The organism is Streptomyces zaehneri (assembly GCF_032248645.1).
In the GTDB taxonomy this organism is placed as follows: domain Bacteria; phylum Actinomycetota; class Actinomycetes; order Streptomycetales; family Streptomycetaceae; genus Streptomyces; species Streptomyces coriariae.
Window position 1 is genome coordinate 264483 of sequence record NZ_JASTTJ010000001.1, and the last position, 16717, is coordinate 281199.

General features: G+C 70.4%; 13 protein-coding genes. 6 read left to right on the top strand and 7 right to left on the bottom strand.

Going from position 1 to position 16717, the window contains the following annotated elements; genetic code table 11:
• Positions 1-46: 46 nt before the first annotated feature.
• Positions 47-1747: an acyl-CoA mutase large subunit family protein gene (locus QQM72_RS01245; RefSeq protein WP_314218907.1), complete on the top strand. Its 1701-nt coding sequence runs from the start codon at positions 47-49 to the stop codon at positions 1745-1747.
• A gap of 56 nt (positions 1748-1803) precedes the next feature.
• Here the strand turns inward: QQM72_RS01245 and QQM72_RS01250 are convergent, their stop codons facing one another.
• Entirely contained in the window at positions 1804-2454 is a 651-nt protein-coding gene (locus QQM72_RS01250) for a TetR/AcrR family transcriptional regulator (RefSeq protein ID WP_314218908.1), read from the bottom strand.
• 239 nt (positions 2455-2693) lie between these two features.
• On the opposite strand from QQM72_RS01250, the gene QQM72_RS01255 reads away from it, so the two are divergent.
• The 4 genes from QQM72_RS01255 (at position 2694) to QQM72_RS01270 (ending at position 7059) form a co-directional block, all read left to right on the top strand.
• The gene (locus tag QQM72_RS01255) at positions 2694-3668 is read left to right on the top strand and encodes a tetratricopeptide repeat protein (RefSeq protein WP_314218909.1); all 975 of its coding nucleotides are present in this window, start codon (positions 2694-2696) and stop codon (positions 3666-3668) included.
• Positions 3669-4312: 644 nt separating this feature from the next.
• On the top strand, positions 4313-4945 hold the full coding sequence (locus QQM72_RS01260; protein ID WP_020131135.1) for a DUF6230 family protein: 633 nt from the start codon (positions 4313-4315) through the stop codon (positions 4943-4945).
• Positions 4946-5063: 118 nt separating this feature from the next.
• Positions 5064-5702: a DUF6114 domain-containing protein gene (locus QQM72_RS01265; protein WP_314218910.1), complete on the top strand. Its 639-nt coding sequence runs from the start codon at positions 5064-5066 to the stop codon at positions 5700-5702.
• A complete protein-coding gene (locus tag QQM72_RS01270; protein ID WP_314218911.1) occupies positions 5692-7059 on the top strand; it encodes a hypothetical protein in 1368 nt (455 codons plus the stop codon). Before QQM72_RS01265 ends, QQM72_RS01270 begins: the two co-directional genes overlap by 11 nt.
• A 123-nt stretch (positions 7060-7182) precedes the next feature.
• Here the strand turns inward: QQM72_RS01270 and pyk are convergent, their stop codons facing one another.
• From pyk to pta, 3 genes are all read right to left on the bottom strand, one after another.
• Positions 7183-8613, bottom strand: a complete 1431-nt coding sequence (gene pyk, locus QQM72_RS01275) for a pyruvate kinase (RefSeq protein WP_314218912.1) — start codon at positions 8611-8613, stop codon at positions 7183-7185.
• Between the two features lie 89 nt (positions 8614-8702).
• A complete protein-coding gene (locus QQM72_RS01280; RefSeq protein WP_314218913.1) occupies positions 8703-9914 on the bottom strand; it encodes an acetate kinase in 1212 nt (403 codons plus the stop codon).
• Positions 9911-12001, bottom strand: coding sequence for a phosphate acetyltransferase (pta, locus tag QQM72_RS01285; protein ID WP_314218914.1), 2091 nt, complete (start codon positions 11999-12001; stop codon positions 9911-9913). The genes QQM72_RS01280 and pta overlap by 4 nt, the downstream gene beginning before the upstream one ends.
• 189 nt (positions 12002-12190) lie before the next feature.
• Between pta and QQM72_RS01290 the strand changes: the two genes are divergently transcribed.
• Positions 12191-13216 (top strand): ATP-dependent 6-phosphofructokinase, encoded by a 1026-nt coding sequence (locus QQM72_RS01290; RefSeq protein ID WP_314218915.1) that lies wholly within the window; start codon positions 12191-12193, stop codon positions 13214-13216.
• On the opposite strand, the gene QQM72_RS01295 is transcribed toward QQM72_RS01290, so the two are convergent.
• The 3 genes from QQM72_RS01295 to QQM72_RS01305 form a co-directional block, all read right to left on the bottom strand.
• Positions 13158-13979, bottom strand: a complete 822-nt coding sequence (locus QQM72_RS01295) for an XRE family transcriptional regulator (protein ID WP_314218916.1) — start codon at positions 13977-13979, stop codon at positions 13158-13160. The genes QQM72_RS01290 and QQM72_RS01295 overlap by 59 nt on opposite strands.
• Before the next feature lie 265 nt (positions 13980-14244).
• Complete coding sequence (locus tag QQM72_RS01300) at positions 14245-14940, bottom strand: response regulator (protein WP_314218917.1); 696 nt, start codon at positions 14938-14940, stop codon at positions 14245-14247.
• A complete protein-coding gene (locus QQM72_RS01305; protein WP_314218918.1) occupies positions 14937-16628 on the bottom strand; it encodes a sensor histidine kinase in 1692 nt (563 codons plus the stop codon). Before QQM72_RS01305 ends, QQM72_RS01300 begins: the two co-directional genes overlap by 4 nt.
• Between the last annotated feature and the right edge of the window lie 89 nt (positions 16629-16717).

Genomic DNA, 16717 nt, shown 5'->3' on the forward strand with positions numbered 1-16717 from the left:
CTAACAGCCATCGACATTTACTCGGACGTCCTAGTAAATTTGGGTCATGGACGCTGACGCCATCGAGGAGGGCCGCCGTCGCTGGCAGGCCCGGTACGACGCTTCGCGCAAGCGTGAGGCCGACTTCACCACGCTCTCCGGGGACCCCGTGGAGCCGGCGTACGGGCCCCGGCCCGGTGACACGTACGACGGCTTCGAGCGGATCGGCTGGCCCGGGGAGTACCCCTTCACGCGCGGCCTCTACCCGACCGGCTACCGGGGGCGCACGTGGACCATCCGGCAGTTCGCCGGGTTCGGCAACGCCGAGCAGACCAACGAGCGCTACAAGATGATCCTGGCCAACGGCGGCGGGGGGCTGTCCGTGGCCTTCGACATGCCCACGTTGATGGGGCGCGACTCCGACGACCGGCACGCGCTGGGCGAGGTCGGGCACTGCGGGGTCGCCATCGACTCGGCGGCCGACATGGAGGTCCTGTTCAAGGACATCCCGCTGGGCGACGTCACGACCTCCATGACGATCAGCGGGCCGGCCGTCCCGGTCTTCTGCATGTACCTCGTCGCCGCCGAGCGGCAGGGCGTCGACCCGGGCCTCCTCAACGGCACGCTCCAGACGGACATCTTCAAGGAGTACATCGCCCAGAAGGAGTGGCTCTTCCAGCCCGAGCCGCATCTGCGTCTCATCGGCGACCTGATGGAGTACTGCGCGGCCGGCATCCCCGCCTACAAGCCGTTGTCCGTCTCCGGCTACCACATCCGTGAGGCCGGCGCGACGGCCGCGCAGGAGCTGGCCTACACGCTGGCGGACGGCTTCGGGTACGTGGAGCTGGGGCTCAGCCGCGGTCTCGACGTGGACGTGTTCGCGCCCGGGCTGTCCTTCTTCTTCGACGCGCACGTCGACTTCTTCGAGGAGATCGCCAAGTTCCGCGCGGCGCGCAGGATCTGGGCGCGCTGGATGCGGGACGTGTACGGGGCGAAGTCCGAGAAGGCGCAGTGGCTGCGCTTCCACACGCAGACCGCCGGGGTCTCGCTGACGGCCCAGCAGCCGTACAACAACGTGGTGCGTACGGCCGTGGAGGCCCTCGCGGCGGTGCTCGGCGGGACCAACTCGCTGCACACGAACGCCCTGGACGAGACCCTCGCGCTGCCGAGCGAGCAGGCGGCGGAGATCGCGCTGCGCACCCAGCAGGTGCTGATGGAGGAGACCGGCGTCGCCAACGTCGCCGACCCGCTGGGCGGTTCCTGGTACGTCGAGCAACTGACGGACCGGATCGAGGCCGACGCCGAGAAGATCTTCGAGCAGATCCGGGAGCGGGGGCTGCGGGCCCACCCCGACGGGCGGCACCCGATCGGGCCGATCACCTCCGGGATCCTGCGCGGGATCGAGGACGGCTGGTTCACCGGCGAGATCGCGGAGTCGGCCTTCCGGTACCAACAGGCTGTGGAGAAGGGCGAGAAGCGGGTCGTCGGCGTCAACGCGCACACCGGGTCGGTGACCGGGGACCTGGAGATCCTGCGGGTCAGCCACGAGGTGGAGCGGGAGCAGGTGCGGACGTTGGGCGCTCGCAAGGCCGCTCGGGACGAGACGGCCGTGCGGGGCGCGCTCACCGCCATGCTGGGCGCCGCTCGGGACGGCTCCAACATGATCGGGCCGATGCTGGACGCGGTGCGGGCCGAGGCGACGCTGGGCGAGATCTGTGACGTGCTGCGGGACGAGTGGGGGGTGTACACCGAGCCCGCGGGGTTCTAGACGGCCCCGGCAGGGGCGTCGGCGGGGGCGGGGGCGGGGGCGAACGGCCCCCGCCCTCAAACGTGTTCGCCGGGGAGTTCCCCGGACGGGCCGGTGGACGCGGTCAGGCCCAGGAGCAGGACCCGGGTGAAGCCGCGTACCCACTCCGCGTCCGCGGGTTCCGCGCTGACCAGGGTGCGGTGGACCACCGCACCCGCCACGACGTCGAAGATGAGGTCGACCGTGCGGGCGGCCTCGGCCGGGTCGGTCTGCGGGGGGAGTTCACCGCGCGCCTGGGCGCGGGCGCGGCCCTCCAGCACCAGGTCCTTCTGCGGGTCGACGATGGAGGCGCGGATGCGTTCACGCAGGGCGTCGTCGCGGGTGGACTCGGCGACGGCCGCCATCAGGCCGCTCTTGGCCTCCGGCCGGGCCAGGATCGCCGCGAACTGCAGGACCACACCCTCGATGTCGGCGGCGAGGCTGCCCCGGTCGGGGAGTTCGAGTTCGCCGAAGAGTTCCGCGACCGCGTCGACGACCAGTTCGTTCTTGCCGGCCCAGCGGCGGTAGAGCGTCGTCTTGGCGACCCCGGCGCGCGTCGCCACGTCCCCCAGCGTCAGCTTGGACCAGCCCAGCTCGACCAGCGCCTCCCGGGTCGCGGCCAGGATCGCCGTGTCGGCCGCGGCGCTGCGCGGCCGGCCCGTACGACAGGCGGGGGTGCGGATCTGCATTCCCCGACCATAACCGGCGGTTTGTCATGGGCTTCCGTGAGGGAGATCACCGAGGCGGGGTGTTGCGGAGGCACTCGGTGCCATTACGCTACGACTCGTAGCGAAAGCTCGTGCGGGACGTGCGCGGGCCGCCGGCCCGACAGGGTGCGGGGTGGGGACCCCGGCGCTCATGTTCGGGATGTTCGGGACGTATTCGGAACGCTTTTCACGCAGGCGCGCGGACGGGGGAGGATAGACGCATGCAGCCACGGAACATGTCCATGAGCGGAGTCGTCGACCTCGCCGCGGTGAAGGCGGCCCAGGAGGCCAAGGCGAAGGCGGAGCAGACGCGCGCCGAAACGGCACGGCAGGGCGGCGCGGGGGCCGTCTCCCCGGCCGATCTCGTCATCGACGTCGATGAGGCGGGCTTCGAGCGGGAGGTCCTTCAGCGGTCCGCCGAGGTGCCCGTCGTCATCGACTTCTGGGCCGAGTGGTGCCAGCCCTGCAAGCAGCTGAGCCCCGTCCTCGAGCGCCTCGCCGTCGAGTACAACGGCCGCTTCCTGCTCGCCAAGGTCGACGTCGACGCCAACCAGATGCTGATGCAGCAGTTCGGGGTGCAGGGCATCCCGGCCGTCTTCGCGGTCGTCGCCGGGCAGGCGCTGCCGCTCTTCCAGGGGGCCGCCGGCGAAGCGCAGATCCGGCAGACCCTCGACCAGCTGGTGCAGGTCGCCGAGCAGCGGTTCGGGCTCACCGGTCTGACCGTCGACGCCGACGCCGGGCCGGGCGCCGTGGAGGCGGCCGAGGCCGAGCCCGTCGGGCCGTACGACGCGCTGCTCGAGGCCGCCGTACAGGCGCTGGACGCCGGTGACTTCGGCGGTGCCGTGCAGGCGTACCGCAACGTGCTCGCCGACGACCCGGGCAACAGCGAGGCGGGGCTCGGGCTCGCGCAGGCCGAGTTGCTCCAGCGGGTGGGCGGTATGGACCCGCAGCAGGTGCGCAAGGACGCCGCCGACAAGCCCGAGAACGCCGAGGCGCAGATCGCCGCGGCCGACCTGGATCTGGTGGGCGGTCATGTCGAGGACGCCTTCGGACGGCTCATCGACACCGTGCGGCGCACGGCCGGTGACGACCGCGAAGCCGTACGGCTGCGGCTGGTCGAACTGTTCGAGGTGGTGGGGCCGGACGACCCCCGGGTCGCGGCGGCCCGACGAGCGCTGGCGCGCGCCCTGTTCTGATCCGGCGGGAGCCGGGTTCTGACCAGTCACTAAACGTCAGAGCCCGTGGTGTCGGAGTGAATGTTCTGCCGATGTGGTTCCCCTGCGGCCGCGCTTTACCAAATCTTGGTAATCGCGGCCGCTGTTACTGCAAGTAAGACTTGGGCGTTGTTCTGTCGGATTCTGTCCAGCGATCAACAGCTTTGTCCGGGGCGTCGATGACACCCTGTGTTGCCGGGCGAGACCGATGGGTCGTTGTTCGGTTATCCGGCCGTTACTAGCGAGTAACGAACCCCCTTGTGCGGGCGGCGAGAATGCACCACGATCGGCCACGCTCGGTCCAATCCCGTACCCCGACAGCCGGTTGGGTCAACGGGTTTTCCTGGGTCCCCACCGAGCAGAGCCGACGGCAGTGGAGTCGGCTCTCGGACAGGGGGGTCTTCGCTGCGGTGAAGCCTGTCCGGCAAGGTTGTGCGTGATGCGTGTCAGGCGCGACCAGTGGTTGTCGCTCGGGGGTGATCGCCGGTGATCGGTGCGCGGTTCGCGCCTCCGAGACAGGCGCTCCCCTTCCCGAGGACGTAGCACTTCTCCCATCCCTGCCCGGCTGAGCCGCCGTCCGAGGGGGCTCACGGGATCAGGAGATGTACGTCCGAGAAGGAGGAAATATGGAGTCCCAGGTGCGTGGCGGGACCAGATGGAAGCGCTTCGCTGTGGTCATGGTGCCCAGCGTCGCCGCTACGGCATGTATAGGTGTCGCCCTCGCGCAGGGTGCACTGGCCGCGTCGTTCAGCGTGTCCGGTCAGTCGTTCAAGGTGACGGCCGACAAGCTCGAAGGCACGGGCTTCTCGCAGTACGGCGCGATCGACTCGGGTTACACCCTTGACGGCAAGAAGACGGCTCACGCCGTTGCCGTCTCGGCGTTCAAGAGCGCCTCGATCACGAACATGTGCCAGTCCGTGGTCACCCCGAACATCCCGCTGCTCGGTTCCGTCAGCCTCACGCTGAAGGCCGGCGGCGGCGGTACGCCGGTCGAGGCGGAGAACCTGTACATCGACGTCGAGGACCTGAGCGCGGACGCCGTGTTCAAGGGCATCGACATCGGTGTGGCCGCGAAGGACGCCAACAAGGGTCCGGGCCTCAAGAGCGGTGACACGGCGAACCCGTACGGGTTCGCCCAGCAGGCGGACTCCGCCACGCTGACCGACGTGAAGCAGACGGCGTGGGCCACCACCGCCGGAACCTTCAAGCTCAGCGGCCTGAAGATGTCGCTGTCGACGGGTGTCAAGGAGTGCTACTAAGCACTCTCTGACGGGCGGGGGGGCCGGTGGCGCCCCCGCCCGTCCAGTCCGAAGCCCGGGGCTTCACCAGCACTTCGACCCACCACCACAGAAACGCCGCACCAGGGAGCTGTTTTCCATGAGCGCCGAGACCCCTGTCGCCCCCGGTCAGTTCACCCGCCGGAGGCAGCAGTTCCGCGCCTGGCGGGGCACCAGGCCGTTCTGGGCGGGCTTGTTCGTCCTCCTCGCCGGCTTCCCCATCGCCTACTTCCCTTACGCGCACCTCCAGGTGGGCCACCTGACGCTGGCGATGGCCACCACCGCGGGCGCGGGGTCGCTGATCATCGGCGTGCTGCTGGGCGTTCTGGGCATCAGTCTGTGGTTCCAGAAGCACGTACAGGTCTTCGCGGGAGTCGCGGCGATCCTGCTCGGTCTGGTCTCCATCCCGGTGTCGAACCTGGGCGGCTTCCTCATCGGCTTCCTGCTCGCGCTGATCGGCGGGGCGATGGCCGTGTCCTGGGTACCGGGCACGCCGCCCGCCCAGGCTCCGGGGCCGGAAGCCGGCGCGACCGCGGGAGGCGCTCCCGAGGGCGCGTTCCCCGCGCCTCCCGCCGACGCGGGCGACCTCACCGAGAACCCGTACAGCACGGGCCCGGCCCCCATCGGGAAGCCGTCCTTCACGAAGGACGACCACGGGGCGGGCGAGCCGCACGATCTGCACGATCTGTCAGGAACGAGCCCGGCCAACGGGGCGAACGGGAGGCACAGTGCCGGCTGACGAGGTTTCCACCGGGAGCGATGTGGACGCTGCCCGCGTGAGAACCACCGGGCCGCGGCACGCGGCACCCAAGAAGCCGATCTTCACCAGGTTCCACATGCCGGCCGGCAAGGCGATAGCCCTGGCGGCCATGCCGACGGCGGTCCTGATGGGCATGGGGTTCACGCCGACCCTCGCCAACGCCGAGGACCAGCCCGCGTCCAAGAGCCTCACGATCGACGAGTACAAGGACTGCGTGGCGGCCCTGGAGAGCGCGGACGCCTCCGCGTCGGCCTCCCCGTCGCCGTCCGCCTCGGCGAGCGCGAGCGAATCGGCGGACGACTCCAAGGACGAGTCCACGGACGACTCGAAGGACACGTCGAGCGGCTCGGGCGACACGGGTGACTCCGGTTCGTCGGATTCAGGTTCCGACGACACGGCCGAGCCCGCTCCCGCCGCGTCCTCGGCGGCCGCCGCGCCCGACAAGTCGTCGACGTCCGGTGACACCGCGACGGCGAGCCCCTCGGCCTCCGCGACGGACAAGAACGTCCTGGAGACCATCGGCGACGCGATCACGGACCTCTTCGACGGCAACGACGCCGACGCGACGGCCGGTTCGAGCCCGTCTCCGTCGGCCTCGGCCTCGGCCTCGGAGTCGGCGCCGGCCGGCGACTCGTCGTCGGACTCCGGCTCGGGCTCCTCGGACGGCTCCGGCTCCTCCGGCTCCGGCAAGGACTCGTCCGGTACCTCCAAGGACGCCACCGACGCGGTCACCGACACGGCGAAGGACACCGTCAAGGACACCGCCGACGAGGCCGAGGACACCGCGAAGGACACCGAGGAGGCCGCCGAGGACGCCACGGCCTCGCCGAGTCCCTCGGAGAGCGCCACCACGGACGCCGAGGACTGCCCCGCCGCCACGGACGACGAGGGCGGGATCGACAACAAGATCCGGCTGCCCGACGACCCCTGGTACCTGAACGCCAGTTCGCTGCTCCTCAAGGGCGCCGACTACCAGGGCATCGTCAAGGTGAAGACCGCCAACGGCACGGTCAAGGAGGTGCTGAAGTACGTCATCTCCGACGGCACCGACATAGGCGACCTGCACCAGACGGTGGACGACAAGCAGTCCGGCAAGACCTACCACGTGCAGGCGGGCAAGGGCACCACGTCCACCATCCGTGACGGCGACACGATCATGTACACGGAGAGCATCTCCGGCAACCTGTTCGGCCTGATACCCATCACGTTCAGCCCGAAGAGCCCGCCGCCGCTGAACATCCCGCTGATCTACTTCACCAACGTGAAGGTCCAGCAGGCGGGCCAGCTCGGCGGCACGCTGACCGTCCCCGGACTGCACCAGTACACGACCGGCTGAGCTGTACCGGCCGATCTCCCCAGACCCGTCCGGGAGCCGCAACAAACGCTGAGGGCGCCCCCTGTTCCACAGGGGGCGCCCTCAGCGCCGTACGAGCCGCACCGGGCGGCCGGGACGGTCCGCTCAGTCGCGGGCGCCGCCACCGAGGTGGTGGACACGGAGCATGTTGGTGGTGCCGGGCACGCCGGGGGGCGAGCCGGCCGTGATGATGACGATCTCACCCGGGCTGAACCGGTTGATCTTGGCGATCTGCTGGTCGACCATGTCGACCATTTCGTCGGTGCTGTTCACGAACGGCACGATGTGCGACTCGACGCCCCAGCTGAGCGTCAGCTGGTTGCGGGTGCCCTCGTCGGTGGTGAAGGCGATGATCGGCTGGGACGCGCGGTAACGCGAGAGCCGGCGGGCGGTGTCGCCGGACTGGGTGAAGGCCACCAGCCCCCGGCCGCCCAGGAAGTCGGAGATCTCGCACGCGGCGCGCGCGATCGAACCACCCTGCGTGCGCGGCTTCTTGCCCGGCACGAGCGGCTGGAGTCCCTTGCTGAGCAGCTCCTGCTCGGCCGCGGTGACGATCTTCGACATCGTCTTCACGGTCTCGATCGGGTACGCGCCCACGCTCGACTCGGCGGACAGCATGACCGCGTCCGCGCCGTCCAGGATCGCGTTGGCCACGTCGGAGGCCTCGGCGCGGGTCGGACGGGAGTTGGTGATCATCGACTCCATCATCTGGGTCGCCACGATCACCGGCTTGGCGTTGCGCCGGCACAGCTCGATCAGGCGCTTCTGCACCATGGGGACCTTCTCGAGCGGGTACTCGACGGCCAGGTCGCCACGGGCCACCATGACGGCGTCGAACGCCATCACGACGTCCTCCATGTTGTCCACCGCCTGCGGCTTCTCCACCTTGGCGATGACGGGGACCCGACGGCCCTCCTCGTCCATGACCCGGTGGACGTCGGCGACGTCCTTGGCGTCCCGGACGAAGGACAGCGCGACCAGGTCGCAGCCCATCCGCAGCGCGAACCGCAGGTCCTCGATGTCCTTCTCGCTCAGCGCGGGCACGTTGACGGCCGTGCCGGGCAGGTTGATGCCCTTGTGGTCGGAGATGACACCGCCCTCGATGACGATGGTCTTCACCCGCGCGCCCTCGACGTCCAGGACCTTCAGCTCGACGTTGCCGTCGTTGATGAGGATCTGGTCGCCGCGCGAGACGTCGCCCGGCAGGCCCTTGTACGTCGTGCCGCAGATCGTCTTGTCGCCGGGGACGTCCTCGGTGGTGATGGTGAACTCGTCACCGCGCACCAGCTCGACCGGACCCTCGGCGAAGGTCTCGAGGCGGATCTTCGGGCCCTGGAGGTCGGCGAGGACACCGATGGCCCGGCCGGTCTCCTTGGCGGCGGCCCGGACCCGGTCGTAGCGGCCCTGGTGCTCGGCGTGGGAGCCGTGGCTGAAGTTGAAGCGGGCCACGTTCATGCCGGCCTCGATCAGCGACACGAGCATTTCGTGGGAGTCGACCGCGGGGCCGAGAGTACAGACGATTTTCGAACGGCGCATGGGGCGATCCTATCGGTTTGTTTCGCTACGGAATATTCCGTCTGGCGGAAGATACAAATGAGAGGGGTTGTGCTCAGTTGCTTTCCTGCTCAGTTTGTCTTTTCCACCAGTGCGTAGGTCTGTGTGGCGATCTCCAGTTCCTCGTCCGTCGGCACCACGGCGACCGCCACCCGCGCGCCGGCGGGCGAGATCAGCCGCGGCTCGTCACCGCGCACCGCGTTCAGCTCGTCGTCCACCGCCAGACCCAGGGAACCCAGGCCCGCCACGGCCGCCTCCCGCACCGCCGCCGCGTTCTCCCCGACCCCGGCGGTGAACGCGACCGCGTCCACGTGCCCGAGTACGGCGTAATAGGCGCCGATGTACTTCTTCAGCCGGTGAATGTAGATGTCGAACGCGAGCTTCGCCCGCTCGTCACCCTCGTCGATCCGGCGCCGGATCTCCCGCATGTCGTTGTCACCGCACAGCCCGATCAGTCCGCTCTTCTTGTTGAGGAGAGTGTCGATTTCGTCGATGGACATTTCACCAACACGCGCCAAATGGAAGATGACGGCCGGATCCGTGTCCCCGGAGCGCGTACCCATCACGAGCCCCTCCAAGGGCGTCAGCCCCATCGAGGTGTCGACGCACCGGCCCCTCTCGACGGCCGAGGCGGACGCCCCGTTGCCCAGGTGCAGCACGATGACGTTCACCTCTTCGGGTGCCTTGCCCAGCAGCTTCGCCGTCGCCCGGGAGACGTACGCGTGCGAGGTCCCGTGAAAGCCGTAGCGCCGCACCCGGTGCGCGTCGGCGGTCTCGACGTCGATCGCGTAACGGGCCGCCGCCTCCGGCATCGTGGTGTGGAACGCGGTGTCGAAGACGGCGACCTGGGGCAGGTCGGGACGCAGCGCCGTCGCGGTGCGGATGCCGGTGAGGTTGGCCGGGTTGTGCAGCGGGGCGACCGGGATCAGCCGCTCGATCTCGGCGAGGACGGCGTCGTCGATCACGGTCGGCTCGGTGAAGTGCTTGCCGCCGTGCACGACCCGGTGCCCGATGGCGGCGAGTTCGGGGGAGTCGAGGCCGAGGCCGTCCTTCGCGAGCTCCTCCGCCACGGCCTTCAGCGCGGCGTCGTGGTCGGCGATCGGACCGGTCCACTCACGGCTGTCGCCGCCGGTCGCGAGGGGCGTGTGCTTGAGCCGGGAGGACTGCTCGCCGATCCGCTCGACGAGACCGTTCGCCAGCCGGCTGCTGTCCCGCATGTCGAGCAGCTGGTACTTCACCGACGAGGAGCCGGAGTTGAGGACGAGGACACGGGTCGCGGTCACTGCTGGGGAGCCTTCTCGTTCGGGGTCTGGGCCTGGATCGCCGTGATGGCCACGGTGTTGACGATGTCCTGGACCAGCGCGCCCCGGGACAGGTCGTTGACCGGCTTGCGCAGGCCCTGGAGCACCGGTCCGACCGCGATCGCGCCGGCCGAACGCTGCACGGCCTTGTAGGTGTTGTTGCCGGTGTTCAGGTCCGGGAAGATCAACACGCTTGCCTGGCCGGCGACTTCGGAGCCCGGCAGCTTGGTCGCGGCGACGGTCGGCTCCACGGCGGCGTCGTACTGGATCGGCCCCTCGATCTTCAGGTCGGGGCGCCGCTCGCGGACGAGCTTCGTCGCCTCCCGCACCTTGTCGACGTCGGCGCCCGAGCCGGACGTGCCGGTGGAGTACGACAGCATCGCGATCCGCGGCTCCACCCCGAACTGGGCGGCGGTCGCGGCCGCCTGGATGGCGATGTCGGCGAGCTGCTCGGCGTTCGGGTCGGGGTTCACGGCGCAGTCGCCGTACACGAGGACCTTGTCGGCCAGGCACATGAAGAACACGGACGAGACGATGTCGGCGTCCGGCTTGGTCTTGATGATCTCGAAGGCGGGCCGGATGGTGGCGGCCGTGGAGTGCACCGACCCGGAGACCATGCCGTCGGCGAGACCCTCCTGGACCATGAGCGTGCCGAAGTAGTTGACGTCCGAGACGACGTCGTACGCCAGCTCCACCGTGACACCCTTGTGGGCCCGCAGCCGGGCGTACTTCTCGGCGAAGGAGTCGCGCAGCTCGGAGGTGGCCGGGTCGATCAGCGTGCAGTCGCCGAGGTCGATGCCGAGGTCGGCGGCCTTCTTGCGGATCTGGTCGACGGGCCCGAGGAGCGTGAGGTCGCAGACGCCCCGGCGCAGCAGCACCTCGGCCGCGTGCAGCACACGCTCCTCGGTCCCCTCCGGAAGGACGACCCGCCGCTTGTCGACGCGGGCCTGCTCCAGGAGCTTGTGCTCGAACATCATCGGCGTGACGCGGTCGGTGCTCGGCGCGGAGACGCGGCTGAGCAGATCGACCGTGTCCACGTACCGCTCGAACAGCCCCAGCGCGGTCTCGGCCTTGCGCGGGGTGGCCGCGTTCAGCTTGCCCTCGAGGGAGAACAGCTGCTCGGCCGTGAGGAAACTGTTGCCGGGCACCGAGACGACGGGCGTGCCGGGGGCGAGGCGCGCGGCGAGGGTGAGGATCTCGGCGCTCGGCACCTCGTCGAGCGTGAGCAGCAGCCCGGCGATCGGCGGGGTGCCGGCGCTGTGCGCGGCCAGCGAGCCGATGACCAGGTCGGCACGGTCTCCCGGGGTGACGACCAGGCAGCCCGGGGTCAGCGCGTTGAGGAAGTTCGGCAGCATCGCGCCGCCGAAGACGAAGTCGAGCGCGTCACGGGCGAGCCCCGAGTCGTCGCCGAGCACCACCCTCGCGCCCAGCGCGTGGCTGATCTGCGCGACGGTCGGCGCGGAGAGCGCGGGCTCGTCGGGCAGCACGTAACAGGGCACGGGCAGCCGGGTCGCGAGCCGGGCGGCGATCTCCTCCCGGTCGTCCGGGGCCACCCGGTTGGTCACCATGGCCAGGACGTCGCAGCCGAGGACCTCGTACGCCCGGTAGGCGTTGCGGGTCTCCGCGAACACGGACTCCACCGGCTGCTTGCGGCCGCCGACGACCGGGATCACGGACGCGCCGAACTCGTTCGCGAGGCGCGCGTTGAGGGCGAGTTCGTCCGGGAACTGGGTGTCGGCGTAGTCCGTTCCCAGGACGAGGACGACGTCGTAGTCGCGGGCGACGCGGTGGAACCGCTCGACGAGGGTGGAGACCAGTTCGTCCGTCCCCTGTTCCGCCTGGAGGGCGGACGCCTCGTGGTAGTCCATGCCGTAGACGGTGGTCGGATCCTGCGCGAGCCGGTAGCGCGCACGCAGCAGCTCGAAGAGCCGGTCGGGCCCGTCGTGGACGAGGGGACGGAACACGCCCACCCGGTCGACCTGCCGGGTCAGGAGCTCCATGACTCCCAGCTCGACGACCTGACGGCCGTCGCCGCGGTCGATTCCGGTCACGTACACGCTGCGGGTCACGCGAGCTCTCCGTCTCTGTACAGGGGCCTGAGGACACGGGCACAAAAATCGCCCACCTAGGTGAGCAGATCCCTCTTGACAATACCTCTGGCCGTAGTTAAGGCGCCCGTCAAGAGACAGCCCGCTCGGCGGCGTGAAACAATCGAACCTGGCTCACCGGTACCAACAGCGAGCAGGAGACACAGCACGATGCGCATCGGAGTTCTCACCGCAGGTGGCGACTGTCCCGGCCTGAACGCAGTGATCCGGTCGGTCGTGCACCGCGCCGTCGACCACTACGGCGACGAGGTGATCGGCTTCGAGGACGGCTACGCGGGTCTGCTGGACGGCCGTTACCGCGGCCTCGACCTCAACGCGGTGAGCGGCATCCTGGCCCGCGGCGGCACCATTCTCGGCTCGTCCCGCCTGGAGCGCGACCGGCTGCGCGAGGCCTGCGAGAGCGCCTCCGACATGATCCACGACTTCGGCATCGACGCGCTGATCCCGATCGGCGGCGAGGGCACGCTGACGGCGGCGCGGATGCTGTCGGACGCCGGCCTGCCGGTGGTGGGCGTGCCGAAGACGATCGACAACGACATCTCGTCGACGGACCGCACGTTCGGCTTCGACACGGCGGTGGGCGTCGCGACGGAGGCGATGGACCGTCTCAAGACCACGGCGGAGTCCCACCAGCGGGTGATGGTGGTCGAGGTCATGGGCCGGCACGCGGGCTGGATCGCGCTGGAGTCCGGCATGGCCGCGGGCGCGCACGGGATCTGCCTGCCGGAGCGGCCCTTCGACCCCGCCGACCTGGTGAAGATGGTCGAGGAGCGGTTCGCGCGCGGCAAGAAGTTCGCGGTGATCTGCGTCGCGGAAGGCGCGCACCCGGCCGACGGCACCATGGACTACAGCAAGGGCGCGATCGACCAGTTCGGTCACGAGCGCTTCCAGGGCATCGGCACGGCGCTCGCCTACGAGCTGGAGAAGCGGCTCGGCAAGGAGGCCCGACCGGTGATTCTCGGCCACGTCCAGCGTGGCGGTGTCCCCACGGCGTACGACCGTGTCCTCGCGACCCGCTTCGGCTGGCACGCGGTGGAGGCGGCGCACCGGGGTCAGTTCGGGCAGATGACCGCGCTGCGCGGGACGGACGTGGTGATGGTGCCCTTGGCGGAGGCGGTCACCGAACTGAAGACGGTCCCCAAGGACCGGATCGTCGAGGCGGAGTCGGTCTTCTAGCAGGCCGGGCCCCGGCGGGGCGCTGCCTCGCGGACACCGCCCAGGCGGTCCGGTTCTCGAGGCTCGTCCAGAAGGCGTCGACGATCCGGTCGAGGAAGTCCCGCCCGGCGTCGCTCGCCTCCCCGGCCGCGCCGCCGTCGCCCCGGTTCGGCATGGCGGCCGTCTGCCCCTGGTAGTCCTGGTGCAGCTCCTGGAGGGTCTCCTCCAGGAGGCGCCGGTCCAGGGGCACGATTCTGCCCACGGGTCTGACGTACGCCTGCCAGCGGGTGCGGGCGGCGGTGCGCAGCAGGTCCGCCAGCTTGGCCTCGAGGCCGGTGACGGTGACCAGGTCGGGCAGCGAGAGGTCGAGCAGGTCGGCGAGGGCCGCGGACTGCCGGTCGGTGCCGCGCCACTGCCCGCTCTCCTCCATCCGCGTGTACGCCAGGAACTCGTGCCCCACGGCCCGTGCGACGTCCTCGGGGGCGAAGCCCTGGGCGACGCGGTGTTCGCGCAGGGTGCGCGGCCTGCCGATCAGTTCACCCGGGGAACACCACAACACGCCAGCGAGAGCAGTGAGTTCGGGATGCGAGGGGGTGAGTGCCCCGCGTTCCCAGGCGACGACGAGATCGGAGGTGGCGTGCGGCAGGGCGTAGGAGGCGCGCAGTCCGTGGGCGACGTGGTCCGGGGTCATGCCGAGGGCCGCGCGGAGCCTGCGGGCGGCGGGGGCGTTGAAGGGGGGACCCGGCTGACGGGTGTGGGCTGGAGGTCTGGGCACGGGGGACAAGGTAGGGGGGCACGGGGTGTGGTGACTACAGGGTGTTCGGACATGGTCACCCGTTGTGGGAATCCGCGTCGGTGACCGCTCGGTCGGTTGTGCCGGGTGAAGTTCCGGCGACCGGCCCGGGAGTTGGCGCCGAGGCTCGCCGAACCGGCCTGCTCCTGCGGCGAGTGACGGCGGTCGCGGCGCGTCAGGGCGGTGACGGCAGGTGACGGCAGGTGACAGCGGGTGGCGGTCATGGTGGGCGCGGGTGGTCAGGGGGGCGGGGAGATCACTTTCCGCGGGCCGTCCGCACCCAGCGGTAGACCAGTTCCGGCCTCCCCACCTGCCCGTACAGCGGTTTCCGCTCGGCTCTTCCCGCCTCCACCAGATGCTCCAGATAGCGCCGGGCCGTGATGCGTGAGATGCCCACCGACTCGGCGACCCCCGCCGCGGTCAGCCCCTGCTCGGCCTCCCGTACGGTTTCCGTCACCCGCTCCAGCGTGGGCGCGCTCAGCCCCTTGGGCAGCGCGGCGGGTCCCGGCGCGCGCAGTGTCGCCAGCGCCCGGTCGACCTCGTCCTGGCCGCTCGCCTCGCCCGCGGCCCCCCGGAACTCGGCGTACCGCACCAGCCGGTCCCGAAGCGTGGCGAAGGTGAAGGGCTTCAGTACGTACTGCACGACGCCGAGCGACACGCCCTCCCGCACCACCGTCAGGTCCCGCGCCGACGTCACCGCTATCACGTCCGCGTGATACCCCGCCGCCCGCAGCGAGCGGGCCAGTTGGAGCCCGTGCGCGTCGGGCAGGTGCAGGTCCAGCAGCAGCAGGTCGACCGGCGTGCGGTCGAGCAGGCGCCGGGCCTCCGCGCCGGTGTGCGCCTTGCCCACCGCGACGAACCCCGGCACCCGGCCCACGTACATCACATGGGCGTCCGCGGCGACCGGATCGTCCTCCACGATCAGCACCCTGATCGGCTCTTCGCTCGTCATCTTCCGCCTCCAGACCCCGACGCGGACCCGGTGGTGCCGGACGCTGCGGCACCGGACCCGGTGGTGCCGGACGCTGCGGCACCGGAGGCAGCCGTCGCCGGCAACGGCAGGCGCACCAGGAACTCCGCTCCGCCGCCCGCGGCCTCCGCCACCGACAGCGTCCCGTCGTGCCGCTGCACCGCCTGCCGGACCAGTGCCAGCCCGAGGCCCCGCCCGCCCGGCCCGGCCGGCTTCGTCGAGAAGCCGCGTTCGAAGACCAGGGTGGCGTGCGCGGGATCCACTCCCGCCCCCGTGTCCGCCACCCGCAGCAGCAGCTCGGCACCCTCCGTGGCGGCGGTCACCGTCACCTGCGCCCGGGTGCTGCCCTGGGCCGCGTCCACCGCGTTGTCGATGAGGTTGCCCAGGATCGTCACCAGGTCCCTGGCGGGGAGCGACTCCGGCAGCAGGCCGTCGTCCAGGCCGCTCTCCTGGGACACCACCAGCTCCACGCCCCGCTCGTTCGCCTGGGCCGTCTTGCCCAGCAGCAGGGCCGCCAGGACCGGCTCACTGACCGCCGCGACCACCTGGTCCGTCAGCGCCTGGGCCAGTTCCAGTTCCGCCGTGGCGAAGTCCACCGCCTCCTCCGCCCGGCCCAGCTCGATCAGTGACACCACGGTGTGCAGCCGGTTCGCCGCCTCGTGGGCCTGTGAGCGCAGCGCCTGCGTGAAGCCGCGTTCGGAGTCCAACTCGCCCATCACGGACTGGAGTTCGGTCACATCGCGCAGGGTGACCACACTGCCGCGGCGCTCGCCGCCCGAGACCGGCGAGGTGTTCACCACGAGCACCCGGTCCGCCGTCAGGTGCACCTCGTCCACCCGGGGCTCCGAGGAGAGCAGCGCACCCGTCAGCGGGGCCGGCAGACCCAGCTCCGCGACCGACATGCCCACCACCTCTCCCGAGACGCCCAGCAGCTCCCGGCCCCCGTCGTTGATCAGCGCCACCCTGTACTGTCCGTCCAGCATCAGCAACCCCTCCCGCACCGCGTGCAGTGCGGCCTGGTGGTAGTCGTGCATATGGCTCAGCTCGGTCGCGTTCATGCCATGGGTGTGGCGGCGCAGGGACGCGTTGATGACGTACGTGCCGATCGCGCCGAGGGCGAGGGCGCCGCCGGCCACCGCGAACAGGGCCGTCACCTGGTCCTGCACCCGCTTGCTGATCGACTCGACCTTGATCCCCGCGCTGACCAGGCCGACGATCGTGCCGTCGTCCTCGATCGGGGTGACCGCGCGCACGGACGCGCCGAGGGTGCCGGTGTAGGTCTCGGTGAAGGTGTCGCCCTCGAGGGCCTTCGCCGTGTTGCCGCGGAAGCGCTGGCCGATCTGGGTCCTGTCCGGGTGGGTCCAGCGGATGCCCTCCGGGTTCATGATCGTGACGAAGTCGACCTCGGTGTCCCTCATGACCCGCAGGGCGTAGGGCTGGAGCTCTGCGGTGGGCTTCGCGGTCCGGATCGCCGCCCGTACGGAGGGTGAGTCGGCGACCGAGCGGGCCACGGCCGTGGCCTGGCGGCCCGCCGCCTCCTCGGCCTGGTTGCGGTCGCTGACGTAGGTGAACAGCGCGTATCCCGCGACGAGCACCGCTATCAGCACCGCCTGCATGGCGAAGAGCTGGCCGGCCAGGCTGCGGGGTCTCGGCAGAGGGGGGATGCGCATGTCGTCAGTGTGCCCCCGGCGTTAAGTGTGAACTAAATGAACGGAAGGGTGACCGCCCTCACAGGGCGGGAGATAGTCACGGCAATCCC

What these genes read in the sequence shown, in the direction of transcription:
- QQM72_RS01290 (WP_314218915.1), top strand. Translation starts at nt 12,191, where the DNA reads ATGCGCATCGGAGTTCTCACCGCAGGTGGCGACTGTCCCGGCCTGAAC.
- QQM72_RS01260 (WP_020131135.1), top strand. Translation starts at nt 4,313, where the DNA reads ATGGAGTCCCAGGTGCGTGGCGGGACCAGATGGAAGCGCTTCGCTGTG.
- QQM72_RS01255 (WP_314218909.1), top strand. Translation starts at nt 2,694, where the DNA reads ATGCAGCCACGGAACATGTCCATGAGCGGAGTCGTCGACCTCGCCGCG.
- pyk (WP_314218912.1), bottom strand. Translation starts at nt 8,613, where the DNA reads ATGCGCCGTTCGAAAATCGTCTGTACTCTCGGCCCCGCGGTCGACTCC.
- QQM72_RS01300 (WP_314218917.1), bottom strand. Translation starts at nt 14,940, where the DNA reads ATGACGAGCGAAGAGCCGATCAGGGTGCTGATCGTGGAGGACGATCCG.
- QQM72_RS01265 (WP_314218910.1), top strand. Translation starts at nt 5,064, where the DNA reads ATGAGCGCCGAGACCCCTGTCGCCCCCGGTCAGTTCACCCGCCGGAGG.
- QQM72_RS01245 (WP_314218907.1), top strand. Translation starts at nt 47, where the DNA reads ATGGACGCTGACGCCATCGAGGAGGGCCGCCGTCGCTGGCAGGCCCGG.
- QQM72_RS01250 (WP_314218908.1), bottom strand. Translation starts at nt 2,454, where the DNA reads ATGCAGATCCGCACCCCCGCCTGTCGTACGGGCCGGCCGCGCAGCGCC.
- QQM72_RS01305 (WP_314218918.1), bottom strand. Translation starts at nt 16,628, where the DNA reads ATGCGCATCCCCCCTCTGCCGAGACCCCGCAGCCTGGCCGGCCAGCTC.